General features: G+C 73.0%; 25 protein-coding genes and 1 tRNA gene. 20 read left to right on the plus strand and 6 right to left on the minus strand.

The features are described 5' to 3' along the window. Positions 1-27 precede the first annotated feature (27 nt). The 4 genes from ASG94_RS19895 (at position 28) to ASG94_RS19910 (ending at position 8,292) form a co-directional block, all read left to right on the plus strand. Positions 28-696: a lysophospholipid acyltransferase family protein gene (locus tag ASG94_RS19895; RefSeq protein WP_056928355.1), complete on the plus strand. Its 669-nt coding sequence runs from the start codon at positions 28-30 to the stop codon at positions 694-696. A gap of 46 nt (positions 697-742) precedes the next feature. Next, positions 743-4,012 carry an ATP-dependent helicase gene (locus tag ASG94_RS19900; protein ID WP_235537343.1) on the plus strand — a complete coding sequence of 1,090 codons (3,270 nt, stop codon included), beginning with the start codon at positions 743-745 and terminating at the stop codon, positions 4,010-4,012. Then, the gene (locus ASG94_RS19905) at positions 4,009-7,281 is read left to right on the plus strand and encodes an ATP-dependent helicase (protein ID WP_235537344.1); all 3,273 of its coding nucleotides are present in this window, start codon (positions 4,009-4,011) and stop codon (positions 7,279-7,281) included. Before ASG94_RS19900 ends, ASG94_RS19905 begins: the two co-directional genes overlap by 4 nt. 126 nt (positions 7,282-7,407) lie before the next feature. Beyond that, positions 7,408-8,292, plus strand: a complete 885-nt coding sequence (locus ASG94_RS19910) for a sigma-70 family RNA polymerase sigma factor (RefSeq protein WP_056928358.1) — start codon at positions 7,408-7,410, stop codon at positions 8,290-8,292. 916 nt (positions 8,293-9,208) lie between these two features. Here ASG94_RS19910 and deoD read toward each other — a convergent pair. Next, a complete protein-coding gene (gene deoD, locus ASG94_RS19915) occupies positions 9,209-9,919 on the minus strand; it encodes a purine-nucleoside phosphorylase (protein WP_056928239.1) in 711 nt (236 codons plus the stop codon). 67 nt (positions 9,920-9,986) lie between these two features. On the opposite strand from deoD, the gene nudC reads away from it, so the two are divergent. Both nudC and ASG94_RS19925 read left to right on the plus strand, forming a co-directional pair. Further along, positions 9,987-10,916 (plus strand): NAD(+) diphosphatase, encoded by a 930-nt coding sequence (gene nudC / locus ASG94_RS19920; RefSeq protein ID WP_082624393.1) that lies wholly within the window; start codon positions 9,987-9,989, stop codon positions 10,914-10,916. Between the two features lie 16 nt (positions 10,917-10,932). Beyond that, complete coding sequence (locus ASG94_RS19925; protein WP_056928240.1) at positions 10,933-11,553, plus strand: maleylpyruvate isomerase family mycothiol-dependent enzyme; 621 nt, start codon at positions 10,933-10,935, stop codon at positions 11,551-11,553. Between the two features lie 3 nt (positions 11,554-11,556). On the opposite strand, the gene ASG94_RS19930 is transcribed toward ASG94_RS19925, so the two are convergent. Further along, entirely contained in the window at positions 11,557-11,799 is a 243-nt protein-coding gene (locus ASG94_RS19930) for a mycoredoxin (protein ID WP_056928241.1), read from the minus strand. Between the two features lie 77 nt (positions 11,800-11,876). Here ASG94_RS19930 and ASG94_RS19935 point away from each other — a divergent pair, with 77 nt between their 5' ends. From ASG94_RS19935 to ASG94_RS22255, 5 genes are all read left to right on the plus strand, one after another. Further along, entirely contained in the window at positions 11,877-13,925 is a 2,049-nt protein-coding gene (locus tag ASG94_RS19935; RefSeq protein WP_056928242.1) for an ATP-dependent DNA helicase UvrD2, read from the plus strand. 124 nt (positions 13,926-14,049) lie between these two features. Continuing rightward, positions 14,050-14,292 carry a hypothetical protein gene (locus tag ASG94_RS19940; RefSeq protein ID WP_056928243.1) on the plus strand — a complete coding sequence of 81 codons (243 nt, stop codon included), beginning with the start codon at positions 14,050-14,052 and terminating at the stop codon, positions 14,290-14,292. A 158-nt stretch (positions 14,293-14,450) separates the two neighbouring features. Beyond that, complete coding sequence (locus ASG94_RS19945; protein ID WP_056928244.1) at positions 14,451-14,783, plus strand: WhiB family transcriptional regulator; 333 nt, start codon at positions 14,451-14,453, stop codon at positions 14,781-14,783. Between the two features lie 68 nt (positions 14,784-14,851). Beyond that, positions 14,852-15,016: a hypothetical protein gene (locus ASG94_RS19950; protein ID WP_200958210.1), complete on the plus strand. Its 165-nt coding sequence runs from the start codon at positions 14,852-14,854 to the stop codon at positions 15,014-15,016. A gap of 100 nt (positions 15,017-15,116) precedes the next feature. Next, the gene (locus ASG94_RS22255; RefSeq protein WP_200958211.1) at positions 15,117-15,287 is read left to right on the plus strand and encodes a hypothetical protein; all 171 of its coding nucleotides are present in this window, start codon (positions 15,117-15,119) and stop codon (positions 15,285-15,287) included. 1 nt (position 15,288) lies between these two features. Here ASG94_RS22255 and ASG94_RS19955 read toward each other — a convergent pair whose 3' ends face one another. Continuing rightward, entirely contained in the window at positions 15,289-15,807 is a 519-nt protein-coding gene (locus ASG94_RS19955) for a hypothetical protein (protein WP_156411727.1), read from the minus strand. Between the two features lie 125 nt (positions 15,808-15,932). After that, the gene (locus ASG94_RS22260; protein ID WP_089503918.1) at positions 15,933-16,091 is read right to left on the minus strand and encodes a DUF5679 domain-containing protein; all 159 of its coding nucleotides are present in this window, start codon (positions 16,089-16,091) and stop codon (positions 15,933-15,935) included. Positions 16,092-16,279: 188 nt separating this feature from the next. On the opposite strand from ASG94_RS22260, the gene ASG94_RS19960 reads away from it, so the two are divergent. From ASG94_RS19960 to ASG94_RS19970, 3 genes are all read left to right on the plus strand, one after another. Then, positions 16,280-17,074: an enoyl-CoA hydratase/isomerase family protein gene (locus ASG94_RS19960; protein WP_056928247.1), complete on the plus strand. Its 795-nt coding sequence runs from the start codon at positions 16,280-16,282 to the stop codon at positions 17,072-17,074. 172 nt (positions 17,075-17,246) lie between these two features. Beyond that, complete coding sequence (locus tag ASG94_RS19965; RefSeq protein ID WP_056928248.1) at positions 17,247-18,290, plus strand: PHP domain-containing protein; 1,044 nt, start codon at positions 17,247-17,249, stop codon at positions 18,288-18,290. A gap of 10 nt (positions 18,291-18,300) precedes the next feature. Then, a complete protein-coding gene (locus ASG94_RS19970; protein ID WP_056928360.1) occupies positions 18,301-18,843 on the plus strand; it encodes a M48 metallopeptidase family protein in 543 nt (180 codons plus the stop codon). Between the two features lie 3 nt (positions 18,844-18,846). Here ASG94_RS19970 and ASG94_RS19975 read toward each other — a convergent pair whose 3' ends face one another. Beyond that, positions 18,847-19,392: an NUDIX hydrolase gene (locus ASG94_RS19975; RefSeq protein WP_056928249.1), complete on the minus strand. Its 546-nt coding sequence runs from the start codon at positions 19,390-19,392 to the stop codon at positions 18,847-18,849. Continuing rightward, positions 19,389-20,714: a zinc-dependent metalloprotease gene (locus ASG94_RS19980; protein WP_082624409.1), complete on the minus strand. Its 1,326-nt coding sequence runs from the start codon at positions 20,712-20,714 to the stop codon at positions 19,389-19,391. The genes ASG94_RS19975 and ASG94_RS19980 overlap by 4 nt, the downstream gene beginning before the upstream one ends. A gap of 76 nt (positions 20,715-20,790) precedes the next feature. Between ASG94_RS19980 and ASG94_RS19985 the strand changes: the two genes are divergently transcribed. From ASG94_RS19985 to ASG94_RS20010, 6 genes are all read left to right on the plus strand, one after another. Further along, entirely contained in the window at positions 20,791-21,255 is a 465-nt protein-coding gene (locus tag ASG94_RS19985) for a molybdenum cofactor biosynthesis protein MoaE (protein ID WP_056928251.1), read from the plus strand. A gap of 4 nt (positions 21,256-21,259) precedes the next feature. Further along, positions 21,260-21,517, plus strand: a complete 258-nt coding sequence (locus tag ASG94_RS19990; RefSeq protein ID WP_056928252.1) for a hypothetical protein — start codon at positions 21,260-21,262, stop codon at positions 21,515-21,517. Between the two features lie 60 nt (positions 21,518-21,577). Then, positions 21,578-22,627 (plus strand): YlbL family protein, encoded by a 1,050-nt coding sequence (locus tag ASG94_RS19995; RefSeq protein WP_056928253.1) that lies wholly within the window; start codon positions 21,578-21,580, stop codon positions 22,625-22,627. Further along, positions 22,624-23,172: a PPA1309 family protein gene (locus ASG94_RS20000; protein ID WP_056928254.1), complete on the plus strand. Its 549-nt coding sequence runs from the start codon at positions 22,624-22,626 to the stop codon at positions 23,170-23,172. Before ASG94_RS19995 ends, ASG94_RS20000 begins: the two co-directional genes overlap by 4 nt. After that, positions 23,169-26,078: a UPF0182 family membrane protein gene (locus tag ASG94_RS20005; protein ID WP_056928255.1), complete on the plus strand. Its 2,910-nt coding sequence runs from the start codon at positions 23,169-23,171 to the stop codon at positions 26,076-26,078. Before ASG94_RS20000 ends, ASG94_RS20005 begins: the two co-directional genes overlap by 4 nt. 48 nt (positions 26,079-26,126) lie before the next feature. After that, positions 26,127-26,200 (plus strand) — tRNA-Met (locus tag ASG94_RS20010). Positions 26,201-26,313 lie beyond the last annotated feature (113 nt).

A 26,313-nucleotide genomic window follows, 5' to 3' on the forward strand; every position in this document is an offset into this window, starting at 1 on the left:
CCCGGGGCAGGGGCCACAATGGGCGCCATGATGTATCGCGCGGTGCACACGGTCGTGCGGCCTGCCGCCAAGGCCTTCTGGCGACCGACCGTCACGGGTCTCGAGCACGTGCCTCGCAGCGGGGCGGTGATCCTGGCCAGCAACCACCTGTCCTTCGTGGACAGCGTGGTGATCCCGGTGGTGGCGCCTCGCGAGGTGGCGTTCCTGGCCAAGTCGGACTACTTCACCGGCACCGGCGTGCGGGGCGCCCTCCAGCGCGCCTGGTTCGAGGGGCTGGGCATGCTGCCCGTCGACCGCGACGACACCCGGGCGGCGATCGCCAGCCTCGACACCGCGCTCGAGGTGCTGGGCCGCGGGGGCGCCTTCGGCATCTACCCCGAGGGCACCCGCTCGCGCGACGGCCGTCTCTACCGGGGCCGCACCGGCGTCGCCCACCTGGCCCTCACCGCCGGCTGCCCGGTGGTGCCCGTGGGACTGACCGGCACCCAGGACATCCAGCCGGTCGGCTCGAGGCTCCCGCGCCGGGCGGCGGTGACCGTGCGCTTCGGCGCGCCCATCGAGGTCGCGGGGGAGTACGACGCCGTGCCCCCGGGCCGGGCACGGCGCGAGCTGACCGACCGCGTCATGGCCGCCATCGCGCAGCTGACGGGCCAGGAGGAGGCCGGGGTCTACAACGAGCGCCCCGCGCCCGTGTGACCCCCGTCGACCCCCGGCTGTCGGTGGCGTCTGGTTGGGTCGTCCCGTGACCTCCCAGCAGGCAGGCCGGCAGACCGGCCAGCAGCTCCCACGACCGGGCTACCGGCTCGTCCGCAGCGTGCCCGGGCAGGTCTCCGCTCCGCGCCTCGACGACCACCAGCAGCGGGTCGTCGACCACCCTGGTGGCCCGATGCTGGTCCTCGCCGGCCCCGGCACCGGCAAGACCACCACGCTCGTCGAGACCATCGTCGACCGCATCGAGCGGCGCGGGGCGAGCCCCGACGAGGTCCTCGCCCTGACGTTCTCGCGCAAGGCCGCCGAGCAGCTGCGCGACCGTGTGACCGCCCGTCTCGGGCGCACCAGCACCACCACGCTGAGCTCGACCTTCCACTCCTTCGCCTACGGCCTCGTCCGCACCTACACACCGGCCGGGGTCTACGACGGTCCGCTGCGCCTGCTCTCGGCCCCCGAGGCCGACGTGGTCCTGCGCGAGCTGCTGACCGACCATCCCGAGTCCGTGACCTGGCCGGACTCCCTGTCACGGGCCGTCGGCACCCGCGGGTTCGCCCGCGAGGTGCAGGCCGTGCTCGGGAGGGCCCGCGACAACGGCCTGGACGACCGCGGCCTGCTCGAGCTGGGCCGTGCCGAGGGGGCCCCCGAGCTGGTCGCGGCCGGGCTCTTCATGGCGCAGTACCTCGACAACCTCGACGCCCAGAGCGCGCTGGACTACTCCGACCTGATCCGGCGCGCCACGGCCCTGGCGCGCGACCACCGCGACGAGCTCCGGGCCCGGTTCACCCACGTGTTCGTCGACGAGTACCAGGACACCGACCCGGGCCAGGTCGCGCTGCTGCAGGAGCTCGCGGGCGACGGACGCAACCTCACCGTGGTCGGGGACCCGCACCAGTCGATCTACGGCTTCCGCGGTGCCGAGGTGCGCGGCATCCTGGAGTTCCCCACCACGTTCCCCGCCGCCGACGGGTCGCCGGCCGAGGTGGTGGCGCTGCGCACCACCCGTCGCTTCGGCCCGCGGATGCTCCTGGCCGCACGGCGCATCGCCGGCGGCATCGCCCTGCCGGGGACCATCCCCGAGGCGGCCCGGGCCGACTTCGCGGCGCCGGTGGCCGAGCCCGGCCCCCACGGTGACGGCCGGGTCGAGGTGCTCACCTTCGACACCGAGCGGGCCGAGGCCGAGCACCTCGCCGACCTGCTGCGACGCGCGCACCTCGAGGACGGCATCGCGTGGGACGACATGGCGGTCCTGGTGCGCTCCGGACGCACATCCATCCCGGGCCTGCGTCGCTCCCTCGGGGCTGCCGGCGTCCCCGTGGAGGTGGCGGGCGACGACGTCCCGCTGGTCCGCGACCCCGCGGCGCTGCCGCTCCTCGACGCCCTGCGGGCGATCCTCAACCTCGACAACCACGACCCGACCCACGTCGACTTCATCGACCCGACCCGGGCGGAGTCCATGCTGCTGGGACCGTTGTCGGGGCTGGACGCCGGTCAGCTGCGCCGGCTCGGCCGCCTGCTCCGGGCCCGGGAGAAGACCGCGGCCAAGGCGGAGGAGCGCGTCCCGCGTCGCTCCCGCGACCTGGTGCGCCAGGTGCTGGTCGACCCGGACTTCCTCGACGGCCTCGAGGGCCCGGAGGTCGACCGGGCCCGCGCCTTCGCCGCCCTGCTGTGGCGCGGGCGGACCGCCCAGGCCGACGGTGACACCGCCGAGGAGGTGCTGTGGCTGCTGTGGGCGGGCACGCCGTGGCCCGAGCGGCTGCGTCGCGGGGTCGAGCTGGGTGGCGCCGCCGCCCGGCGTGCCCACCGCGACCTGGACGCGATCGTGGCCCTCTTCGAGGCGGCCGCGCGTGCCGAGGAGCGCAAGGACCACCTCGGCATCGCCAACTTCCTGGCCACCCTCGTCGCCCAGCAGATCCCCGGCGACACCCTCGCCGAGCGCGGGGTCCGCGGTGCCTCCGTGCGCCTGCTCACCGCCCACCGCGCCAAGGGGCTGGAGTGGCGCCTCGTCGTGGTCGCCCACGTCCAGCAGGACGTCTGGCCCGACCTGCGCCGGCGCAGCACGCTGCTCCAGGCCGACCGGATCCGGGCCGACGGCCTGGTGCCGCCGGTGAGCACACGCGAGCTGCTCACCGAGGAGCGGCGGCTGTTCTACGTCGCCTGCACGCGTGCGCGGCAGCGCCTGGTCGTCACCGCGGTCGCCTCGACCGACGACGAGGGCGAGCAGCCGTCGCGCTTTCTCGCCGAGCTGCAGATCCCGCCCGTGCACCACAGCGGGCGTCCTCGCCGGCCGCTGTCCATGGCCGGACTGGTGAGCGACCTGCGCCAGCACCTGGCCGATCCCGACACCCCCCAGCCGCTGCGCGAGGCGGCCGCCCGGCGGCTCAAGGCGCTGGCGACCGAGTCCGTCGGCGGCAGGGCGCTGGTCCCGCAGGCCGACCCGGCCACGTGGTGGGGGACCCGCGCCGCGAGCCTCTCCGCGCGCCCGGTGCGTCCGACCGACGAGCCGGTGCCGCTGTCGGCCAGCACCCTGACGGGGTTGATGGCCTGCCCGACCCAGCACTTCCTGTCGCGCGAGGCCGGTGGCGTCACTCGCTCCCACCAGTCGGCCAACCTCGGGCAGATCGTGCACGCGCTCGCCGAGCGGGTCGGCACCGGCGAGCTCGTGGCCGGTCCCGACGACGCCGACCTGCTCATGGAGCACGTCGACGCGGTGTGGCAGCGCCTCGAGTTCCGCACCCCGTGGGCCGCCGCCCGCGAGCACGCCCGGGTGCGCTCCGCGCTGGCCCGGTTCCTCGCCTGGCACCACGCCAACCCGCGCCGGCTCGTCGACACCGAGACCAGGTTCGCGACGGTGGTCGAGCTCGACGACGGCGAGCAGGTCCGGCTCGGAGGCTACGTCGACCGCCTCGAGGTCGATCACGACGGACGGGTGGTCGTGGTCGACCTCAAGACCGGCCGCACGAAGCCCAGCGGGCCGGCGGTCCAGCGCGACCGCCAGCTCGCGCTCTACCAGCTGGCCGTCGACCGCGGTGCCGTCGACGAGGCCATCCCCGACGCCGTGTCCGGTGGCGCGTTCCTGGTCCAGCTCGGCGCCCTCGACGACAGCCCCTCGGCCGTCGAGCAGCGCCAGGACCCGCAGCCCGACGAGTCGCCCGAGCGCGAGGACCTCCGCGTCGCCCTGTCCACCGCCGCCGGCTACCTGCGCCGTGAGGAGTTCCCCGCCATTCCCGGAGACCACTGCAAGGACTGTCCCTACGTCTCGCTGTGCCCCGCCAAGGGCGCCGGGTCGGTGGTGACCCTGTGACCACGACGACGACCGCGACGAGCACGTCCGGGCCGGCAGAGCGGGCTCCGGGCCCGCGACCGCCGCTCCACATCGACACCCCCGAGGACCTCCGGCGGGTCATGCAGACGTCGTTCGCCCCGAGCCCGCAGCAGTGGGCCGCGATCACCGCGCCGCTGTCGCCCGCGGTGGTCATCGCCGGGGCCGGGTCGGGCAAGACGACCCTGATGGCGGCCCGCGTCGTCCATCTCGTGGTGACCGGCCAGGTCCGACCCGACCAGGTCCTCGGCCTCACCTTCACGACCAAGGCGGCCGGCGAGCTGCGCTCCCGCATCCGCTCGGCGCTGGTGACCGCCGGGGTCCTCGACGCGGTGCCCCGCGACGACGAGGAGGACGTGCTCGAGCCCACGGTGGCGACCTACAACGCCTTCGCCGCCACCCTGCTCACCGAGCACGGCCTGCGCATCGGCCACGAGCCCGACACCCGGGTCGTCACCGACGCCGCCCGCTACCAGCTCGGCGCGCGGGTGGTCGACCGCCACACCGGTGTGGTGGAGCACCTCACCGACCACGCCGAGACCGCCATCCAGAACCTCCTCGCCCTCGACTCGACGCTGAGCGAGCACCTGCGCTCGCCCGACGAGGTGCGGGCATTCGACGCCGCGGAGCGGCCGCGCTTCGTCGCCGCCCGCCGCGAGGAGGAGCAGGGCAAGCACCGTGCGACGTACCTCGACGCGATCGACAAGGCGATCTCGGCCATCGACCGTCGCGCCGAGCTCCTCGGCCTGGTCGAGGACTACCGCCGGCTCAAGGCCGACCTGGGCCTCATGGACTTCTCCGACCAGATCGCCCTCGGCGCCCGGCTGGCCGACGAGCAGCCCGACGTCGGCGCCGCCCAGCGCGACGCGTTCCGTGTCGTGCTGCTGGACGAGTACCAGGACACCTCCGTCGCGCAGGCCCTGATGCTCTCGCGGCTGTTCTCCGGGCCGGACGAGGCGTCCGGGCTCGGCCACGCCGTGACCGCGGTGGGCGACCCCAACCAGGCGATCTACGGCTGGCGCGGGGCCTCGGTGTCCAACATCCTCAACTTCGCCGAGACCTTCCCGGCCGCGCACGGGGGAGAGGTGCCGGTGCTCCCGCTGACGGTCAACCGCCGCTCCGACACGCGGATCCTCGACCTCGCCAACGTCCTCGCCCAGCCGCTGTACGACGCCTTCCCGCAGGTCTCCCCGCTCGTCGCCGCCGACGGCGCCGCTCCCGGGATCGTGCAGACCCAGGTCTTCGAGACCCACCGCGAGGAGCTGGCCGCCCTCGTCGAGCGGGTCCGCGACGCCCACACCCGCACCGGCGACTGGTCCCGGCTGGGCGTGCTCACCCGCGACAACGCACATGCCGAGGAGGTCTTCGACGCCCTCACCAGCGCCGACGTGCCGGTGGAGATCGTCGGGCTCTCCGGGCTGCTGCGACTGCCCGAGGTCGCGGAGATCGTGGCGACGCTGCACCTGATGCACGACGTCACGGCCAACTCCTCGCTCCTGACCCTGCTGACCGGACCGCGCTGGGCCGTCGGCCCGCGCGACCTGCACCTGCTGGCCCAGCGCGCGGCCGAGCTGTCCGGCGGCCGGGGGCGCGCGCCCGACGCGGTCGACATCGGTGACCAGCTCCTCGAGATCGCCGACGGCATCGACCCCGCCGAGGTGGCCGCCCTCGGCGACGCGCTGGAGGACCCGGGCGACGACCTGCCCTACTCCGACGAGGCCCGCGAGCGCTTCGCCCTGCTGGCCGGCGAGCTGCGGATGCTGCGCTCGCACGTCTCCGAGCCCTTGCTGGACGTCGTACGCCGCGTCATCGACACCTCCGGCGTCGACATCGAGCTCGCCTCGGCGGTGGGCCCGGCGGCGCTGGCCCGGCGCGACAACCTCGACCTCTTCGTCAAGGCGGTCGCGGAGTTCCAGGCCGTCGACGGCGACGTCAGCCTGCCGGCGCTGCTGGCCTACCTCACCGCCGAGGACGACCAGGGCAACGGCCTCGATGCGGCCACCCCGACCGAGGCCGACTCGGTCAAGCTCCTCACGGTGCACCGCTCCAAGGGCCTGGAGTGGCACTCGGTCTTCCTCGTCGGGGTGGGGGAGTCCCGGTTCCCCTCCACCCGGGGCCGCACGCTGTGGACGTCGTCCCCGTCGGTGATGCCGGCCCCGCTGCGCGGCGACGCCCAGGACCTCCCGCAGCTCCAGGGGCACGACAAGGCGGCCCTCGACGCCTACCGCGCGGCGTCCAAGGCCCACGAGGCGACCGAGGAGCTGCGGCTGGGCTACGTCGCCTTCACCCGTGCGGAGCACGAGATGTGGGTGACCTCGTTCCTCTTCAACGCGCGCAAGAGCCCCTTCGGTCCCTCGCCGTTCCAGGAGACCATGCGCGACGTCATCGCGGGCTGGGGCGAGGAGGTCGCGGGCTGGCTCGACAAGCCCGGCAAGGACGCCACGCACCCCTACGCCGGCGACGACCCCTCGCGTCCGTGGCCGCTCACCGGCATCGGGCGGGAGGCCCGGTTGCGCCTCGACGCGGCCGAGGTCGTGCGGGCCGTCGACCCGGACGTCCCCGACGAGGGCCTCGACGTCCTCACCGCGGGACAGGTCGCCGACTGGGACGCCGCGATCGAGCGCCTACTCGCCGAGGCCCGCGCCGACCGGGGCGGTCAGATCCGCGTCGAGCTGCCGTCCAGCCTGTCCGCGACCGCCCTCAGCCGACTGCGCGACGACCCCCAGCAGTTCGCCCGCGAGCTCGCCCGGCCCATGCCGCGCAAGCCCTCCTCGGCGGCACGGTTCGGCACCCGCTTCCACGCATGGGTCGAGTCGCGCTTCGGCCAGCCCGAGCTCATCCCCTACGACGAGCTCGAGGGCCGGGCCGACGCCGGCATCGACGACGAGTCCGACCTCGCCGAGCTCGTGGCCCGCTTCGAGTCCGGCCCGTACGCCGACCGCGTGCCGCACGCCGTCGAGGCGCCCTTCGCGCTGGTGCTGGCCGGCCAGGTCGTCCGCGGGCGGATCGACGCGATCTACACCGAGGAGGTGGAGGGCGAGCGGGGGTTCGTGGTGGTCGACTGGAAGACCAACAAGGCGGCCACCGCCGACCCCCTCCAGCTGGCGATCTACCGGCTCGCCTGGGCCGAGCTCACCGGCACCCCGCTGGAGCGGGTCCGCGCGGTCTTCCACTACGTCCGTTCGGGGCAGACGGTCGAGCCCGCGGACCTGCCGGGTCGCGAGGAGCTGGAGCGGATCGTCGTCGGGTGACCCGCGTCGCCCGGCCGACGTGTCACACCCGCGGTGCGGCGCTCGTCAGGGCAGTGACGGTCGGGATGGTCGTCGGGCCGGGCTTCGTGGTGCGCCCGTGGTGGACGAGGACGGGAGGATGTGGACATGAGCGACGACGACGCCCTGGCGCGGCGGTTCGAGGGGGCGCGCCCGCGCCTGCACGCGGTGGCCACCCGGATGCTCGGCAGCCATGCCGCGGCCGACGACGCGGTCCAGGAGGCGTGGCTGCGCCTGCACCGCACCGGGCCCGACGGGATCGACAACCTCGACGGCTGGCTCACCACGGTGGTCTCCCGGATCTGCCTGGACACGCTCAAGGCCGGGCCGACGCGGCGTGAGCACCCGGTCGACGAGCTGCCCGAGACGGCCGACGCACAGGTGCCCGATCCCGCCGAGCAGGCGGCCACGGCCGACGCCGTCGGCGCGGCCCTGCTGGTGGTGCTCGACCAGCTCGGACCCACCGAGAGGCTGGCGTTCGTCCTGCACGACCTGTTCGGGGTGCCGTTCGACGAGGTCGCGCCGATCGTGGACACCAGTCCCGCCAACGCCCGGCAGCTCGCCTCCCGGGCGCGCCGCAAGGTCCGCGGTGGCGAGCCAGAGCCCGACCGCCTGCGGCAGCGCGCCGTGGTCGCCGCCTTCCTCGAGGCCGCTCGCGAGGGCCGCTTCGAGCGCTTGCTGACCATGCTCGACCCCGAGATCGAGCTGCGGGTCGACGCGTTCTCCGTCAGTGCCGCCGCCACCCGGCGCCACCTCGGCGCGCCCGAGCTCGCCCCCGTCGTGCGCGGGCGCGAGGCGGTCGCCGAGGTGTTCAGCGGCAAGGCGGCCGCGGCCCAGCCGGCCTACGTCGACGGACTCCCCGCCGCCGTGTGGGCCCCGGGCGGCACGACCCGGTCGGCCTGGGTGCTCACCCTGCGCGACGGCGTCATCACCCGTATCGAGATGGTCGGCGACCCCGCGACGCTCGCCGACTTGGACGTCGAGCTGGCCTGAGGCGCTCCCGCGCGTGGGGCCACCGTCGCTGGTGCTCGCTCAACTGGCGGCGTACGACGCCCGTCGACCGCGGATCCTTGTCGGGGGCCGCCAGTTGCGGGGCAAGGACCCAGAGGGGCGGCACATCGTCGACTGCGGCCTGGTTCGCGTGCGGTCTGCCGCCACTGTGGACCTGTGATGGCGCGGCGTGGCTGGCGCTTGCTCAACTGGCGGCGTACGACGCCCGGCGTCCGCGGATCCTTGTCGGGGGCCGCCAGTTGCGAGACAAGGACCCAGAGGGGCGGCACATCGTCGACTGCGGCCCGGTTCGCGTGCGGTCTGCCGCCACNCGCCCGCGGATCCTTGTCGGGGGCCGCCAGTTGCGAGACAAGGACCCAGAGGGGCGGCACATCGTCGACTGCGGCCCGGTTCGCGTGCGGTCTGCCGCCACTGTGGACCGGTGATGGCGCGACGTGGCTGGCGCTCGCTCAACTGGCGGCGTACGACGCCCGTCGACCGCGGATCCTTGTCGGGGGCCGCCAGTTGCGAGACAAGGACCCAGAGGGGCGGCACATCGTCGACTGCGGCCCGGTTCGCGTGCGGTCTGCCGCCACTNCCGCGGATCCTTGTCGGGGGCCGCCAGTTGCGAGACAAGGACCCAGAGGGGCGGCACATCGTCGACTGCGGCCCGGTTCGCGTGCGGTCTGCCGCCACTGTGGACCGGTGATGGCGCGGCGTGGCTGGCGCTCGCGCAACTGGCGGCGTACGACGCCCGGCTACCGCGCATCCTTGTCGGGGGCCGCCAGTTACGGGGCAAGGACCCAGAGGGGCGGCACATCGGCGACTGCGGCCCGGTTCGCGTGCGGTCTGCCGCCACCCTGGACGCGCCGAGCCACCCGAGCCCGAGCCACCCGAGCCGCGACGGGCGCGGGGAGGCTCAGTCGGGCAGGGCCGCGGTCAGCGCGATCTCGACCATCGCGGCGAAGGTCTGCTCCCGCTCCTGGGCGGTGGTCTCCTCGCCGGTGACGATGTGGTCGGAGACGGTGCAGATCGCCAGCGCGGTACGGCGGTGGGCGGCGGCGAGCGTGTAGAGCGCGCTCGCCTCCATCTCGACCGCGAGCACCCCGTGCTCGACCATCGGGGCCATCAGCTCGACGCGCGGCGAGTAGAAGGAGTCGCTGGAGAAGATGAGTCCCACGTGCGTGGTCGTGCCCGGCATCGCGGCGGCGGCGTCGTACGCACGGCGGAGCAGGTGGAAGTCCGCGACCGGGGCGTAGTCGTAGCCGTGGAAGCGGTGGGTGTTCATCGAGGAGTCGGTGCAGGCGCCGCTCGCGATGACGACGTCGCGGATCCCGACGTCCTCGGTGAGCGCGCCGCAGGAGCCGACGCGGACGATCGACTGCACGTCGTAGTCGCGGAACAGCTCGTTGGCGTAGATCGCCAGCGACGGCTGCCCCATCCCCGATCCCTGGACCGAGACCCGGTGACCGCGCCAGGTCCCGGTGTAGCCGTACATGCCGCGCACCTCGGTGTAGCACTTCGCGCCGTCGAGGAAGGTGTCCGCGATCCAGCGTGCCCTGAGGGGGTCGCCCGGCATGAGGACGACGGGGGCGATGTCACCGGGCGCGGCGCCGATGTGGGTGCTCATGGCGACGACCCTAGCGACGACCGTGGCGGGCCCTCACCACCGACGGGCCGGCCAGTAGCGTGGCGGCGTGAACGACGCCGAGCCCCAGCGCAGCCTGCCGCACCTCGCCCTGTCCGCCCACGCGCACAACCGCGTGGGCGAGCGGCGTACCGATGACGCCTGGCTCGACGAGCGGTGGGCCGACCCCACCACGCGGGTCCTGGTCATCGCCGGCAACCGCCTGCGCCCGGTCGACGGCGACGCCGGCTGGGTGGCCCCGACCGAGGCGCCCGACGGCACCCGCGTGCTGCTCGGCGAGCGCGACGGGGTGACCCGGTTCGCGGTGCTGGCGGACCCTCGGGAGGTCCCGGGCGACCGCGAGGAGTGGGTGCCGCTGCGGGGGATGCTGCCGATGCTGGTCGCCGAGCCGGGCGTCGCGCCCTGGCTCTTCCACGCCGTCGGCCTCGCCGAGTGGCACTGGGTCACCCGGCACTGCCCACGCTGCGGCTCCTCGCTGGAGTCCCGCCATGCCGGGCACGAGCTCGAGTGCACCGGCTGCGGGCGGCGTCAGTTCCCGCGCACCGACCCCGCGGTCATCATGGCCATCACCCACGGGGCCCGCGGCTCGGCCGAGGAGCGCCTCCTGATGGGGCACCAGGCGGTGTGGCCCGAGGGCCGCTACTCGACGCTCGCCGGCTTCGTCGAGCCGGGGGAGACCTTCGAGGACGCCGTACGCCGCGAGGTGCTGGAGGAGGTGGGCGTCACGGTCGGCGACGTCGACTACTTCGGCAACCAGCCCTGGCCGCTGCCGGCCAGCCTGATGATCGGGTTCCGGGGGGTCGCGACCACCACCGACATCGACGTCGACGGCGCCGAGATCACCGAGGCCCGCTGGTTCACCCGCGACGAGCTGAGGGAGGGGTGCGAGTCGGGCGAGGTCCTCATCCCCGCCGGCGTCTCCATCTCGTCGTCGCTGGTCATGGACTGGTACGGCGGGCCGCTGCCCGGCGGCTGGTGACCCGTAGGTTGACGCCATGAACGACATCTGGACCTTGGTGGCCGCCGAGCGCGGCGCGCTGGCCGCCGACCTGGCCGGGCTCTCCGAGGAGCAGTGGGAGACCCCGTCGTTGTGCGAGGGGTGGAGCGTGCGCGACACCGTGGCCCACATGACGAACACGGCCCACACCGGGCCGGGCGGCTTCCTCGTCGGGCTCGCGCGCGCACGCTTCGACTTCGACCGGTTCCTCGACGCCGGGATCGCCCGTCGACGCGGGGCATCCGGTGCGGAGGCCCTCGCCGAGTTCCGCGACGTGCAGCACTCCAGGACCGCGCCACCGGGCCCGCGGGCGTCGTGGTTGGGCGAGACCGTCGTGCACGCCGAGGACGTGCGCCGACCACTCGGCATCGAGCACGACTACGCGCCGGAGGCCGTGCGCCGGTGCCTCGACTTCTTCAAGTCCTCCAACACGCTGATCGGCACCGAGCGGCGCATCGACGGGGTGGCGCTGCGCGCCACCGACCAGGAGTGGGCACACGGCAGCGGCCCGGGCGTCGAGGGGCGGGCCATCGACCTGCTCCTGGCCGCCACGGGCCGGGCGGTGGGGTGCGACCGCCTCACCGGCGACGGCGTCTCCACCCTGCGCTCGCGCTGCTGACGCTCACGCCAGGGCGGCGAGCTTCTCCTTGACCTGCGCCAGGCTCGGGTTGGTGTGGGCGGACCCGTCGGCGTAGACCAGCGTCGGGACGGTCTGGTTGCCGTTGTTCGCCTGCTCGACGATCAGCGCCGCCTCGGGCTGCTGCTCGATGTCGACCACCTCGTAGCTGATGCCCTCCCGGTCGAGCTGGCTGCGGAGGCGGTGGCAGTAGCCGCACCACGGGGTGCTGTACATCGTGAAGGTCATGGGTGTCGGTCCTGACGTCTAGGGTTTCCGTGTTCGCCTCAGTCCAACCACCGACCCGCAGGAGTTGTTCCACGCCCATGCCCGCCCCCACCGACCTGCTGGACGCGCTCGACCCCGAGCAGCGCCGGGTCGCCGAGGCGTTGCGCGGTCCCGTGCGGGTGCTCGCCGGCGCGGGGACGGGCAAGACCCGGGCGATCACCCACCGCATCGCGTACGGCGTGGCGACGGGCCTCTACGTCCCCACCGAGGTCCTGGCGGTCACCTTCACCACCCGGGCGGCCGGTGAGATGCGGGGCCGGCTGCGGGGCCTCGGTGCCGGCGGGGTCCAGGCCCGCACCTTCCACTCCGCGGCCCTGCGCCAGCTGCGCTACTTCTGGCCGCGGGTCCACGGCCACGACCTGCCCAACCTCATCGAGTCCAAGATCGGCCTCCTGGCCCAAGCCGCCCGCCGCCAGCGGATCAACGCCGACCAGGCGCTGCTGCGCGACCTCGCCAGCGAGGTCGAGTGGGCCAAGGTCAGCAACGTCTCGCCCGACGACTACCCGCGGATCGCGCCGTCGCGGGGTCGCTCGGTCTCCAGCCTCGACCCCGAGACCGTGGGCCGGGTCTTCGAGGGCTACGAGGAGGTCAAGCGCGGCCAGGGCCGGATGGACATGGAGGACGTGCTGCTCTTCGCGGCCGGGCTCCTGGCCGAGGAGGAGGCCGTCGCCGCCCAGGTGCGCCGTCAGTACAAGTGGCTCGTCGTCGACGAGTTCCAGGACGTCTCGCCCCTCCAGTCGGCGTTGCTCGACCTGTGGCTCGGGGGCCGCGACGAGCTCTGCGTGGTGGGCGACCCGGCGCAGACCATCTACTCCTTCGCCGGCGCCAACGCGGCCTACCTGCGCGACTTCACGACCAAGTTCCCCGAGGCCACCTCGGTGGAGCTGGTGCGCAACTACCGCTCCACCCCGGAGGTCGTCTCGGCCGCCAACCGGCTGCTCGCCGGCACGCCGAGCAAGGGCGTCGACCTGGTGGCCCAGCGGCCGTCCGGCCCGCCCGTGCGCTACGCCGCCCACCCCGACGAGGTGGCCGAGGCCGCCGCGGCCGCCGACCGCATCGCGGCCCTGCGCGCCGCCGGCACGCCCGCCGGCGAGATGGCGGTGCTGTTCCGCATCAACGCCCAGTCGGAGACCTTCGAGGACGCGTTGACCTCCCGGGGAGTCCCGTACGTCGTCCGGGGCGCCGCGCGGTTCTTCGACCGCGCCGAGGTCCGCCAGGCCGTCACCCTGCTGCGCGGCACCGCGCGCGGGGGACAGGACGACGGCACCGTCCCCGACCTCGTCCGGGCGACCCTGTCCGGGATGGGCTGGTCGACCGAGGCCCCCGGGACCCGCGGCGAGACCCGCAACCGGTGGGAGTCCCTGCAGGCGCTGGTGGACCGCTCGACCGAGTTCGTCGCCGAGGCGCCGCAGGCCACCCTCGGTGACTTCGTCGACGACCTCGACCGCCGCGCCGCCGAGCAGCACGCCCCGCTCGCCGACGGCGTCACCCTCGCCACGCTGCACGCCGCCAAGGGCCTGGAGTGGGACGCGGTCTTCCTGTGCGGCCTCCAGGACGGCACCCTGCCCATCACGTACGCCGACTCCCCGGCCGCCGTCGAGGAGGAGCGCCGGTTGCTCTACGTCGGCATGACCCGTGCCCGACGGGAGCTGTCGATCTCGTGGGCGCTGGCGCGCAACCCCGGGGGCCGCGCCAGTCGCAAGCCGTCGCGCTTCCTCGAGGAGGTCGCCGAGGTCGAGCGCGCCGCCGCGGCCCGCACGCCCGCCAAGCGCAACCGCAAGGCGATGCACTGCCGGGAGTGCGGGGCGGCGCTGAGCACTCCGGCCGAGAAGAAGCTCGGCCGCTGCGTCGACTGCCCGGCCTCCTACGACGAGGCCCTCTTCGAGCGCCTGCGCGAGTGGCGCCTCGAGCGGGCGGCCGACGACAAGGTGCCGGCGTTCGTCGTCTTCACCGATGCCACCTTGCAGCTGATCGCCGAGCACCGCCCGGCCGACGAGGGGGCGCTGCGGCGCATCAGCGGGGTGGGTCCGTCCAAGCTCACGAAGTACGGCGACGACGTGCTCGCACTCCTCTCGAAGGAAATCTGAGGAAATACTCATTAAATCGTTTGCCCATTACTCGGGGCAGGCATTAGTTTCTTCCCAACAGCCCACGCGCACCCGGCCACTGGCACTGGTCAGCGCCCGACGCCCCGAAGGAGGTGGCACCACGATGGAGATCTACACCGACACGATGACGGCCTCGACGCCGTCCTTCGGCATGCCCGTCGTCGCCGCCTCCCCGCGCGTTGCCGCTTCCTGCGCGCAGCAGCTCGAGACCGTGACCGCGTGGGCCCACGTGGCCGGCATCGCCGTCATGGACGCCGTCGACGCCGTGCGCGGCATCGAGCTCGACGCCATCCGCGTCAAGGGAGCCTTCCCGGGTCCGACCGCCTGGAGACCATCGATCGTCTGACACCAGACACCCATCGAGCGCCTCCAGGCCGCGGAACCCATACCGGGATCCGCGGCCTTTGTCGTTCCTCCGTCACCGGAGGAACGACTGGGCCGGATCCCGCAGACACACGAATTTTCTGCACCAGCGATCAGGTCCACGAGAAGGAGGTGACACACATGACCATCAGTGTTCTCGACCGCAACCGAGCTGCCGACGCCGCCCACGACCTGGGTGACCTGCACGACGCAGCTGCCCAGGTGGACGACGAGCTGCTGCCCTGCCGCACCAACAACGCAGAGCTGTGGTTCGCCGAGACCCCCGCGGATGTCGAGCACGCCAAGAGCCTGTGCCAGGGATGCCCGGTCCAGGCGATGTGCCTCGACGGCGCTCTCGAACGGCGCGAGCCGTGGGGCGTCTGGGGCGGCGAGCTCTTCCTCCAGGGCGTGGTGATCCCGCGCAAGCGCCCCCGCGGCCGACCCCGCAAGAACCAGAACGAGGTCGCCGCCTGACGGCGGTCCTCACACCTTCTCAGGCAGGACCTTCGGACCACATGACACTTCACACGGACGGATACGACATGAGCACCATGCAGCAGGACCTCGCGCGCGCACACATGACCGCGCGCCTGGGAGAGGCGCAGCAGAACCGACGCGGTCACCAGCTGGCCCTGGCCCGTCGGATGAGCCGCAAGGCCGAGCAGGCCGCGCAGCAGGCGCGTCTCGCCCTCGCCCGAGCGATCTAGGACCAGCCTCGCCCTGATCGCGGGTGATGCAGACGACAGCCGGCACGATCCACACGGATCGTGCCGGCTGTCGGCATTTCGGGCGGGTAGCCTCGAACCCGTGACCGAGCAGCCGACGACGTGCGACTTCTGCGGGCGCCAGGGGAGCGGCGCCGAGACCCTCACCTGGACGACATCGATCGAGAACGGTCGCCGGCGCAGCTACTGCGAGGAGTGCTCGCGCTCCCACCTGCGCTCCATCGAGGGCAAGCTCGACAGCGAGTGGTGGTAGCTCACACCGCCTCGCCCCACGAGCACCCGCAGTGCGGGTGGCGCGGCCAGTCCCGCTGCTCGGGGGAGAGGTCGGCGCCGACGGTGACGGTGGCCGACCACGTCGCCGGGGTCCCCCCGTCCAGCCAGGTGGAGACGTCGCGGGCGGCCCATCCCAGGGCCACTGCCAGCAGTCCCGCATCGACGCCTGGTCCCGCGGTGAGCGGTGGTGCGGCGACCTGCCCCGGTTGGCGCGGGGTGTCGGACCAGGCCCGGACGCAGCGCAGGCAGGCAGTCAGCCCCGGTACGACGAAGGGTCCGACCCGTACGGCGTCCGGCACGGCCACCACGGTGAGGTGAGGTCGTGACTCCACGACCCACGGGTCAGCGGGGGCGCAGTCGCCGGGGAGGTCGGTGACGAGCAGCACGACCTCGGCGCGCGGCGAGACCAGCAGGCCGGCCGCGGCGGCCAGCGGCGCGACGTACGGCTGCCAGGGACCGATCGTCTCGAGCCGCACGGGAACCGGAGGGGACAGTCGCATGGGGCCACGATGCAACGCGGCGGCCGATCACGCACCCGCTCGTCCACAGGCCCGGGTACGACGACGGCGCCACCTCGAGGGGGCGCCGTCGTCGTGCGGCTACGGGGCTCGACGGGCGGGCGTCGTCACGCCTTGCCGAGGATGCGGTTGAGGTTGGTGCCGCAGACGGGGCAGACGGCCTTGGCCATCCGGGTGCCCTTGTCGTTGACCCTGACCTCGCCCTCCGCCTCGCGCTTCTCCTTGCACTTCACGCAGTAGAACTCGCCGCTCCAGGTCTCCGCCATGACGGCCTCCTTGCTCCAGGATCATGCTGTCGTCGCGAGGGTCGGGTGGGGAAGCCCTCGTGGGTCCGGGGGCGTGGAGCCCCCGATCCGCCTGTGACACTACCCAAACCGCGCTCCGTCGGCTCGCGACACACCTCTCGGCCCCGGACCCCGGCGGGTGGTCCAGCCCTGTCAGTACCCTGCGGGCCATGGCCGACTACACGCACCTGCGCCTCGACCGTCCCTCTGCGGGCGTCGCCGTGCTGACCCTGGACAACCCCGACATGCGCAACGCGATGAGCGACGAGATGACGTCGTCGTGGGTCCGCGCCGTCGACGAGCTCGCCGCGGACCGCTCGCTGCGCGTGGTCGTGGTGACCGGCGAGGGGTCGGCCTTCTGCTCCGGCGGCAACACCTCGTGGATCTCCAGCGAGCCCGACGCCAGCGTCGACCACCTGCGCGACCGGATGATGCCGTTCTACCGGGCGTGGCTCTCCCTCCGCCGGCTGGAGGTGCCGACCATCGCCGCGATCAACGGGGCCGCGATCGGCGCCGGGCTGTGCCTCGCCCTGGCCTGCGACATCCGGTACGCCGCTCCCGGCGCGAAGCTCGGCGTCCCCTTCGTCAAGCTCGGCATGCACGCGGGGATGGCCGGCACCTACCTGCTGCCCCAGGTCGTCGGCGCGGCCCACGCGCGGGACCTGCTCCTGACCGGTCGGGTCGTGGACGCCGACGAGGCGCTGCGCATCGGGCTGGTGTCGCGGGTCATCGACGGCGGGTCCTTCGACGCCGAGGTGCTGCGGACGGCCGAGGGCATCGCCGCCACCGCGCCGATCGCCACCCGGCTCACCAAGATCGCGCTGGCCGACGGCGGGCACGCGGACTTCGAGAGCGCCCTGCAGTGGGAGGCCCTCGCGCAGCCGGTGACGCTGGCCACCGAGGACCTCCAGGAGGGGATCCGGGCGAGCCGCGAGAAGCGTCGGCCGGTCTTCGAGGGACGCTGACGCCCCGGCCCGACCCCTCGGCGGCGTGCCGGGGCAGACACGCTGTCCACCCCTGTGGACGAAGCTGTGGAGAACATGGGGACGACACGCCCACGGCCTGGGGACGGGGGATGGGCCGTCCCGGCCGGGCAGCGACAATGGTCCGTGACGACGGACACGAGAGGGTGAGGACGTGGGGGAGCTGTACACGGGGGGACCGGTCGCCGCGCTGCGCCGGATCGCCTTCCTCATGGAGCGCGGTCGCGAGGAGACGCGCCGGGTGGAGGCGTTCCGCAAGGCGGCCGCGGTCATCCTGCCCCTCGATCCCGACGACGTCGCGGCCCGCGCGAGGGCGGGCACCCTGACCGAGCTGGCGGGCATCGGGCCGAGCACCGGCACGGTGATCGCCGAGGCCGTCCGCGGCGAGGTCCCCGAACGCCTCGCCAAGCTGGAGCGGCAGCACGCCGGACCGCTCGCCCCCGGCGGTCGCGAGGTCAGGGCCGCGCTGCGCGGTGACTGCCACTCCCACTCGGACTGGTCCGACGGCGGCTCGCCCCTCGAGGAGATGGCGATGACGGCCATGGAGCTCGGCCACGACTACCTCGTGCTCACCGACCACTCGCCGCGGCTGCGGGTGGCCAACGGGCTCAGCGTGGAGCGGCTGGCCCGCCAGCTGGAGGTGGTCGAGGCCGTCAACGACCACCTGGGCGAGGCGTTCTCCCTGCTCGCGGGCATCGAGGTCGACATCCTCGACGACGGCGCCCTCGACCAGACCGACGAGATGCTGGCCCGCCTCGACGTACGAGTGGCCAGCGTCCACTCCAAGCTGCGCATGGACTCAGGACCGATGACCCGGCGGATGCTGGCCGCCGTCGCCAACCCCTTCACCAACGTGCTGGGCCACTGCACCGGGCGTCGGGTGGAGGGCAACCGCGGGACCCGGCCGCAGAGCGAGTTCGACGCCCGGGCGGTGTTCGAGGCGTGCGTCGAGCACGACGTCGCCGTCGAGATCAACAGCCGTCCGGAGCGTCGCGACCCGCCCACCCGGCTGCTCGAGCTGGCCCGCGACACCGGCTGCCTGTTCTCCATCGACTCCGACGCCCACGCACCCGGGCAGCTCGACATGCTGGACTACGGCTGCGAGCGGGCGGAGGCGGCCGGCATCGACCCGGACCGGATCGTCAACACCTGGGAGCGTGAGCGTCTCCTGGCCTGGGCCAACCCCGCCGGGCGCTAGCGTGGACGACGTGAGCACGCCCGAGGTCGAGGTACGCCGGTCCAAGCGGCGGCGTCGTACGGTCTCGGCCTACCGGGAGGGCGATCGCATCGTCGTGCTGATCCCTGCGGCGATGAGCAAGCGCGACGAGGCCACGTGGGTGGCCGACATGGTGGCCCGGCTGGAGCGCAAGGAGCAGCGCGCGCGGCCCTCCGACGATCAGCTGCTCGCCCGGGCCGGCACCCTCAACGACACCTACTTCGGCGGGCTGGCGACGCCGTCCAGCGTGCGCTGGGTGACCAACCAGCAGCAGAGGTGGGGCTCCTGCAGCCCCGGGGACCGCTCGATCCGGCTCTCCGAGCGGCTGCAGGGGATGCCGTCCTGGGTGGTCGACTACGTCCTGGTCCACGAGCTCGCGCACCTGCTCGAGCACGGCCACGACGCGAAGTTCTGGGCCTGGGTGGACCGCTACCCCCGCGCCGAGCGGGCCCGGGGCTACCTGCTGGGCTGGTCGGCCGCCGCCAAGGTCGACCCGCCGTCCAGCGAGACCGAGGCCGAGGACGAGGTCGACTGACGCTCAGCGTCCGAGGCGGACCAGCGCCTGCCCGATGAGCCGGCGCATGTCGTCGTGCAGGTCGGGGAGACCGTCGAGCGGCCACCACCGCACGTCCAGCGACTCCTCGCTGACCCGGTGCGCCCCGTCGCGGGGCGCGGTGGCGAGGAAGCGGACGTCGAGGTGGTGCACGGTCGTGCCGGGGGAGCAGAACTCCACGGCGTGCTCGTCGAGGTTGAGCGGCTCGGGGTCGAAGCCGAGGTCCGCGAGCCCCGACTCCTCGCGGGCCTCGCGCAGCGCCACGCCGGCCAGCGTGGCGTCGCCCGGCTCGCAGTGACCCCCGAACGCGAACCAGCTGTCGGCCTTGCGGTGGTGGTTGAGCAGCACCGCGTCGGCGTCCGGGGTCAGCACCAGCGTGCCGGCCGTCAGGTGGTCCGGCAGGCAGGAGCGCTCCAGCGCGTCCGGACGGGCGTCGAGGAGCGCGACGTAACGCTCCCGCAGGTCGGCGTCACGCGCGGTCGGAGGAGCCCACCCGGCCAGCACGGCCCGGGCGTCGGAGTGGAGCGTCACTCGGTCGGGCGGTCGGGTCCGGTGTCCCCGTCGGCGGACGGGCCGTCGAGCAGGTCACGCAGGCCGGCCTCGAAGTCGTCGTCGGTCAGCGACTCCGGGGCCAGTGCGCTCTCGCGGAAGCCCAGCGGGTCGTCGAGGTCGGCGGCGGTGGGCAGCAGGTCGGGATGCATCCACACGCCGTCGCGCCCCTCGGTGCCCTGCCGGGCGCGCAGCGAGCCCCACAGGGTGGAGGCGTCGCGCAGCCGGCGGGGGCGCAGCTCGAGGCCGACGAGGGTGGCGAAGGTCTGCTCGGCCGGACCGCCGGCGGCACGGCGGCGGCGTACGGCCTCCTGCAGCTTGCCGGCGGACGGCATCCGCTCGTCCGTGGCCTGGCCGACGACCTCGTCGACCCACCCCTCGACCAGGGCGAGGGTCACCTCGAGACGCTCGAGCGCGGCCTGCTGGGCGGGTGACTTGGACAGGTCGAACAGGCCGCCCTCCATCGCCTCCTGCATCGCGGCGGGGTTCATCGGGTCGATGCCCCGCAGCTTCTCCTCCATGCCGGCGGTGTTGATCTCGATGCCGCTGCCGTAGACGGCGACGGCGCCGACCAGGTGCTCGCGCAGCCACGGCACGTGGGCGAAGAGCCGCTGGTGGGCGGCCTCGCGCAGGGCGAGGTAGAGGAGCACGTCGTCGGCGCTCACGTCCAGCTCGTCGGCGAAGGCCGCCACGTTGAGGGGCAGGAGGGCGGCCCTGCCGGCCGGACCGAGCGGCAGGCCGATGTCGGAGGCGCCGAGGACGTCGCCCGCGAGCCCGCCGAGCCCCTGGCCCACCTGGGTGGCGACCATCGCGCCGGTGGCCTTGCCCAGCATGCCGAGCAGCGGCCCGGCCATGGCCCGGGCCTCCTCGGGGAGGGCGTTGCCGAGCGCGGTGACGGTGGAGCCGGCGACCGGCTCGACGAGGCGCTTCCAGACGTCGAGGGTCTCCACGATCCACTCGGCACGGCTCCAGGCGGCGGTCGAGGTCACGCCGGAGGAGAAGTCCGTGGTCTCGTCGAGCCAGTGGTCGGCGAGGCGTACGGCGTCCGCGATCGCGTCGCGCTGGGCCTGGCTGGGCGTCGGGTCGGGCTGCTGGGCGGCGACCTTGCGGGCGATGTCGGCGACGACGGCCCAGTTGATGGGCCCGTCGTGGGGCTGCATCAGGGACTGGACCTGGGCCATCAGGGCCGACAGGTCCGGCATGCCGCCGCCGGGTCCGCCCGCGAGGCCGCCGAAGAGGGCCTCGAAGGGCGTGCCCTTGAACGGGTTCTGCTCGTCGGGTCCGTCGCCGGGGTTGCTGCTCATGCCCTCCACGGTACTCACCTGCGCCACACGCGCGACCAGCCCTCCGGACGTCGCGGACGTCCCTAGACTCCTCCGCATGACTGCCAACGACGTCGTGCGCCTCGTCGACATCCGCGAGGTGCCCCTCGACGTCGCCGAGGTGGTCGCCGCCCTCGAGGACCACGCCGCCGGAGGACTCACCCTCTTCGTCGGCACGGTGCGCGACCACGACGGTCCGGCGCCCGCCGCGGGGGAGGGGCCGGCACCCGACAAGCCGGTCACCAGCCTCGACTACAGCGCCCACCCCACGGCCCTGGCACGGCTGCGCGAGGTGTGCGAGCGCATCGCACAGGAGTACGACGTGCACGGCGTCGCCGCGGTCCACCGGGTGGGCCACCTCGAGCTGGGGGACGTCGCCGTCGTCGTGGCGACCACGGCCAGCCACCGGGGCGAGGCCTTCACGGCGTCGAAGGCGCTCATCGACACGCTCAAGTCCGAGGTGCCGATCTGGAAGCACCAGCGTTTCGCGGACGGTGACGAGGAGTGGGTCGGCCTACCCTGAGCGGGTGGAGATCCTGTGGTGGCTCGTGCCCCCCGTCGTCGTGACGATCGGGGCGATGGCCTGGGTGGGCTGGCTGGGCCGTGAGGGCCGCGGCGAGGTCGACCGGGACCAGCAGATCGAGCGGCTCACCCGTGCCATGGAGCGCGACCTGCCGACGTCCCGGCAGCCCCGTCCGGTCCGCACCCACGACCGCAGCACGGGCATCGCCGTACGCCCCACCCGCAGTGGGGACGCCGGGGCCGAGCGCCGGCGGGCCTCCTGAGCCCTGTCGTCGTGCCCGGTCGCCGCACGGCGGCTTGTCACTGTTTGAGAGGGTGACGCCATGAGTCAGCGGACGAAGGGGGCACTTCTGGCCCTGCCGCTGCTCCTTCTCCTGCTCGTGATGGTGGCGGTCCAGCCGCTGCCCTACGTCACCTACAGCCCCGGCCCGACCGTCGACATCCTCTCGACCCGTGACGGCGAGGAGGCGGTGCAGGTCACCGGACGCAAGACCTACCGCGACGACGGCGAGCTCCGGCTCACCACGATCTACGTCGACCAGCCGCAGGACCGGGTGACCCTCGACCGGCTGGTCGCCGCCTGGCTCGACCCGACCGAGGCGGTCTACCCGCGCTCCGCGGTCTACGCCCCCGACGAGACCGACGAGACCAACGACGTCGAGTCGGCCGTCCAGATGGTCTCGTCGCAGGACGCCGCGGTGGCCGCCGCCCTCACCGAGCTGGGCTACGACATCGAGCCGGTCGTCGAGGTGCTCAACGTCGAGGACGACTACCCGGCCGCCGGACGGCTCCAGGTGCGCGACGTCCTCCAGGAGGTCGGCGGACGCGCCGTCTCGACGCCCCAGGACGTCGTCGACGCCGTCGACGCCGCCCCGGTGGGCCGGCCGTTGACCTTCCACGTCCTGCGCAAGGGCAAGGAGCTCGACGTCGACGTGACGCCGAAGGAGATCGACGGCGACAAGCGCATCGGCATCACGCCCGGACCCGGCTACACGTTCCCCTTCGACGTCAGCGTCGACATCGGCGACGGCATCGGCGGGCCGAGCGCCGGGCTGATGTTCTCGCTGGCCATCTACGACACCCTGACCCCGGGGTCGCTCACCGGCGGCGAGGTCGTGGCGGGCACCGGGGAGATCGGCAGCGACGGTCGCACCGGACCGATCGGCGGGATCCAGCAGAAGATCGCCGGCGCCGAGGCGGCCGGGGCCCGGCTCTTCATGGTCCCGGTCGACAACTGCCCCGACACCACGGACATCGACTCCGGTGACATGCGCCTGGTGCGGGCCGACACGATGCACGACGCCGTGGAGGCGATCAAGACCTGGGTCGACGACCCGGGCGCCCCCCTCCCGACCTGCGAGGAGCAGTCATGACCGACATCTCGATCCCGCAGGATCCTGCACTGGCCGCGGCCGTGCTGGAGATCGAGAACCACATCGCCGAGTCCGGGTGGGACCAGCCGGCCCGGCTCTACGCCCTGGTCGACACCGCGCGCATCGTCGCGCAGGAGCCCGACCTGGCAGCCGCGATGGGGCTGGACGCCGCGTCCGCCGAGGGGTCCTTCACCCCCGTCGAGCAGGACGCCCTGCCGCCCGAGCAGGCCCTCGAGGTGACCCTGGAGTCCATCGTGTGGCCGGGCGACGTCGCGGGCTGCGCCGCGGTCGTGGAGCGCCTGGTGCTGCCCCCCGATGTCGACCCGGAGATCCCCGAGGACCCCGCGGAGGCCGAGCGCTTCGCGCGCGAGCACCCCCTGCGCCAGGAGGTGCGGATCGTGGCGGGCGCGACCCGCGCCGGGGCGACCTACTGCGCGCTGCGCCTGCGCGCCCACGACGACGACCAGTCGGTGGTCGACGGGACCGAGCTCGTGCCGGGACTCCTCGACCTCCTCCGCAGCACCCTCGAGGGAGACGCCCAGTGAGCGGCACGTTCGACAAGCCGGACCAGTCCGAGCAGCAGGAGCCGCCGCAGCGCAGCGGTCGCTCACGGGCCCTCATCATCACCGCGGGCGTGCTCGTCGGGGTGTTCATCGCCCTGACGGGCTTCTCGTCGTTCTGGACCGACCGCCTGTGGTTCGACTCGGTCGGCTACTCGAGCGTCTTCACGACGCTGTTGTGGACCCGGGTGGGCCTCTTCCTCGTCTTCGGGGGCCTGATGGCGGCCGTCGTGGCCCTCAACATCGCCCTGGCCTACCGCTTCCGCCCGTTCTTCCTCAATGCTGCCAGCGACCTCAACCTCGAGCGCTACCGCGACGCCATCACCCCGATCATGGGCTGGCTGCTGGCCGGCATCTCGCTGCTCATGGGCGCGTTCGCGGGCGCCTCGGCGATGGGGCAGTGGCGCTCGTACTCGTTGTGGCGGCACGCGCAGTCCTTCGGGACCTCCGACCCCTACTTCGGGCGTGACGCGGGGTTCTACGTCTTCAGCCTCCCGTGGTGGCACTACGTCACGGACTTCGCGATGGCGCTGGCGATCATCGGGCTGATGGCCGCGGCGATCACGCACTACCTGTACGGCGGCATCCGGCTCTCGGCGAGCAGCGAGCGGGTCTCGGGGGCGGCGCAGGTGCACCTCTCGGTGCTGCTGGGCGTCTTCGTGCTCGCCAAGGCGGCCGACTACTGGCTCGACCGCTACGACCTGGTCACCGGGTCGGGGGCGCTGTTCACCGGCATGGGCTACACCGACGACAACGCGGTGCTGCCCGCCAAGGAGATCCTGACCGGCATCGCGCTGATCTGCGCCGTGCTCTTCTTCCTCAACATCTGGCGCCGGACGTGGATGCTGCCCTCCCTGGGCATCGCACTGTTCGCGCTGTCGGCGATCCTGCTCGGCCTGATCGTCCCGGGGGTGGTCCAGCAGTTCCAGGTCCAGCCCAACGTCCCCGACAAGGAGGGGCCGTACATCGCGGCGAACATCGATGCCACGCGGGAGGCCTACGACCTCGAGGACATCGAGATCGAGTCCTACTCCAGCGAGCCCAACACCGACGGCGACCTCGACGCCCTCGACGCGGCGACCTCCTCGGTGCCGCTGGTCGACCCCAAGGTCGTCAGCCAGACCTTCGAGCAGCAGCAGCAGGTGCGGGCCTACTACTCCGTGCCCGACGTCCTCGACGTGGACCGCTACGAGATCGACGGCAAGGACCGCGCCGTCGTGCTCGGGGTGCGCGAGCTCGACCAGACCGGCATCGCCGACGGCGACAAGACGTGGTCCAACCTGCACACCGTCTACACCCACGGCAACGGGGTCATCGCGGCGTTCGGCAACCAGCGCCCCGAGGACGACGAGCGCCAGTCGACCTCGGTGCAGTGGGCCGAGGGCCAGGAGAGCGACGAGAGCTCGCTGACCGAGCTGTCCCCGGACGGCTACGAGTCGCGGGTCTACTACGGCGAGCGGTCCCCGACGTACTCCATCGTCGGCCAGCAGCCGAACGGGACCGACCTCGAGCTCGACCTGCCCAAGGGCGAGCGCGGCGACGAGAACCAGACCACGTCGTACGACGGCGAGGGCGGCGTGCCGATCGGCAACCTCTTCGACAAGGTCCTCTACGCCGTGAAGTTCGGCGAGCCGAACCTCGTGCTGTCCGACCTCGTCCACGACAACAGCAAGATCCTCTACGACCGCCACCCGCGGACCATGGTGGAGAAGGTCGCCCCGTGGCTCACCGTCGACTCCGACCCCTATCCGGTGGTCGTCGACGGCCGGATCAACTGGGTGCTCGACGGCTACACCGTCACCGACAAGTACCCGCTGTCGCAGCGGGAATCCCTGGAGACGATGACCGACGACTCGCTGGCCGACGACCTGGGGTTCCAGACTCTGCCGACCGACGAGATCAACTACATGCGCAACTCCGTCAAGGCCACGGTGGACGCCTACGACGGCACGGTGACGCTCTACGAGTGGGAGCCGGACCCGATCTCCGAGGCCTGGGGCGAGGTCTTCCCCGGCATCCTCAAGCCGCGCGAGGAGATCCCCGACGAGCTCCTCGAGCACCTGCGCTACCCGGACGACCTGTTCAAGGTCCAGCGCTACCAGTTCGCGAAGTACCACGAGACCGACGCCAAGCTGTGGCTGGACGCCTCGACCCGCTGGGAGGTCCCGCGCGACCCCGAGGCCGAGACCCGGCTCCAGCCGCCGTACCGCCTCTTCGTGGACGAGACGTGGGCGCTGACCAGCGTCTACGTGCCGCGGGGGCGGGCCAACCTGGTGTCCTTCGTGTCGGTCAACAGCGACGCCACCGACACCGACAACTACGGGAAGATCTCCGTCCTCGAGCTGCCCAACGAGCGCACCGACGGTCCCGGGCAGATCGCCAACGAGCTGAGCTCGGACGAGGACGTCCGCGAGGAGCTCCTGAGCTTCAGTCAGGGTGGCGTCACCGGCGTGCCCGGCAACCTGCTCACCCTGCCGGTCGGAGACGGCCTGATGTACGTCCAGCCGCTGTACGCCAAGCGCTCGGGCACCGACTCGTCGTTCCCGATCCTGCGCTTCGTGCTGGTGTCCTACGGCGACGAGATCGGCATCGGTACGACGCTGCGCGAGGCCATCGCCGACGTCCTCGGCGTCTCCCCGGACGGCCCGACCACCGAGCCCCCGACGACCGAGCCGCCCACGGGCCAGGGTGGTGGCAACCCTGGGCAGCCGCAGGGCTCCGGGTCGGTCAACGACCAGATCCGTTCCCTGCTGGCCGAGGCCGAGGCCAAGTTCGACGCCGCCGACAGGGCGCAGGCCAACGGCAACACCGTCGGGTGGGCACGGCTCATGGACCAGGGTCGCGAGCTCATCAACGAGGCCTTCGCACTGGCGGACGCGAGGGACAGCTGACCCGATTTGGGATCGCCGGGATCCATCGCGTAAGGTTCTGTTCACCGACGCGGGGTGGAGCAGCTCGGTAGCTCGCTGGGCTCATAACCCAGAGGTCGCAGGTTCAAATCCTGCCCCCGCTACAAATCCGAAAGGCCCTCACAGTCTGACTGTGAGGGCCTTTCGCATGTCCGGACGTCCCGCCTGTCTCCGAGGGCCGTCCCTCATCCGAGCGGGGTGAGGCGGTCGCGCCTGC

This window comes from Nocardioides sp. Soil805 (assembly GCF_001429625.1).
In the GTDB taxonomy this organism is placed as follows: domain Bacteria; phylum Actinomycetota; class Actinomycetes; order Propionibacteriales; family Nocardioidaceae; genus Nocardioides.

Coding starts and splice junctions, on each gene's coding strand:
- ASG94_RS19995 (WP_056928253.1), top strand. CDS start 21,578: ATGAGTCAGCGGACGAAGGGGGCACTTCTGGCCCTGCCGCTGCTCCTT.
- ASG94_RS19925 (WP_056928240.1), top strand. CDS start 10,933: ATGAACGACATCTGGACCTTGGTGGCCGCCGAGCGCGGCGCGCTGGCC.
- ASG94_RS19940 (WP_056928243.1), top strand. CDS start 14,050: ATGGAGATCTACACCGACACGATGACGGCCTCGACGCCGTCCTTCGGC.
- ASG94_RS20000 (WP_056928254.1), top strand. CDS start 22,624: ATGACCGACATCTCGATCCCGCAGGATCCTGCACTGGCCGCGGCCGTG.
- ASG94_RS19955 (WP_156411727.1), bottom strand. CDS start 15,807: ATGCGACTGTCCCCTCCGGTTCCCGTGCGGCTCGAGACGATCGGTCCC.
- ASG94_RS19980 (WP_082624409.1), bottom strand. CDS start 20,714: ATGAGCAGCAACCCCGGCGACGGACCCGACGAGCAGAACCCGTTCAAG.
- ASG94_RS19945 (WP_056928244.1), top strand. CDS start 14,451: ATGACCATCAGTGTTCTCGACCGCAACCGAGCTGCCGACGCCGCCCAC.
- ASG94_RS19950 (WP_200958210.1), top strand. CDS start 14,852: ATGAGCACCATGCAGCAGGACCTCGCGCGCGCACACATGACCGCGCGC.
- ASG94_RS19930 (WP_056928241.1), bottom strand. CDS start 11,799: ATGACCTTCACGATGTACAGCACCCCGTGGTGCGGCTACTGCCACCGC.
- ASG94_RS22260 (WP_089503918.1), bottom strand. CDS start 16,091: ATGGCGGAGACCTGGAGCGGCGAGTTCTACTGCGTGAAGTGCAAGGAG.
- ASG94_RS19910 (WP_056928358.1), top strand. CDS start 7,408: ATGAGCGACGACGACGCCCTGGCGCGGCGGTTCGAGGGGGCGCGCCCG.
- ASG94_RS19985 (WP_056928251.1), top strand. CDS start 20,791: ATGACTGCCAACGACGTCGTGCGCCTCGTCGACATCCGCGAGGTGCCC.
- ASG94_RS19960 (WP_056928247.1), top strand. CDS start 16,280: ATGGCCGACTACACGCACCTGCGCCTCGACCGTCCCTCTGCGGGCGTC.
- deoD (WP_056928239.1), bottom strand. CDS start 9,919: ATGAGCACCCACATCGGCGCCGCGCCCGGTGACATCGCCCCCGTCGTC.
- ASG94_RS19895 (WP_056928355.1), top strand. CDS start 28: ATGATGTATCGCGCGGTGCACACGGTCGTGCGGCCTGCCGCCAAGGCC.
- ASG94_RS19935 (WP_056928242.1), top strand. CDS start 11,877: ATGCCCGCCCCCACCGACCTGCTGGACGCGCTCGACCCCGAGCAGCGC.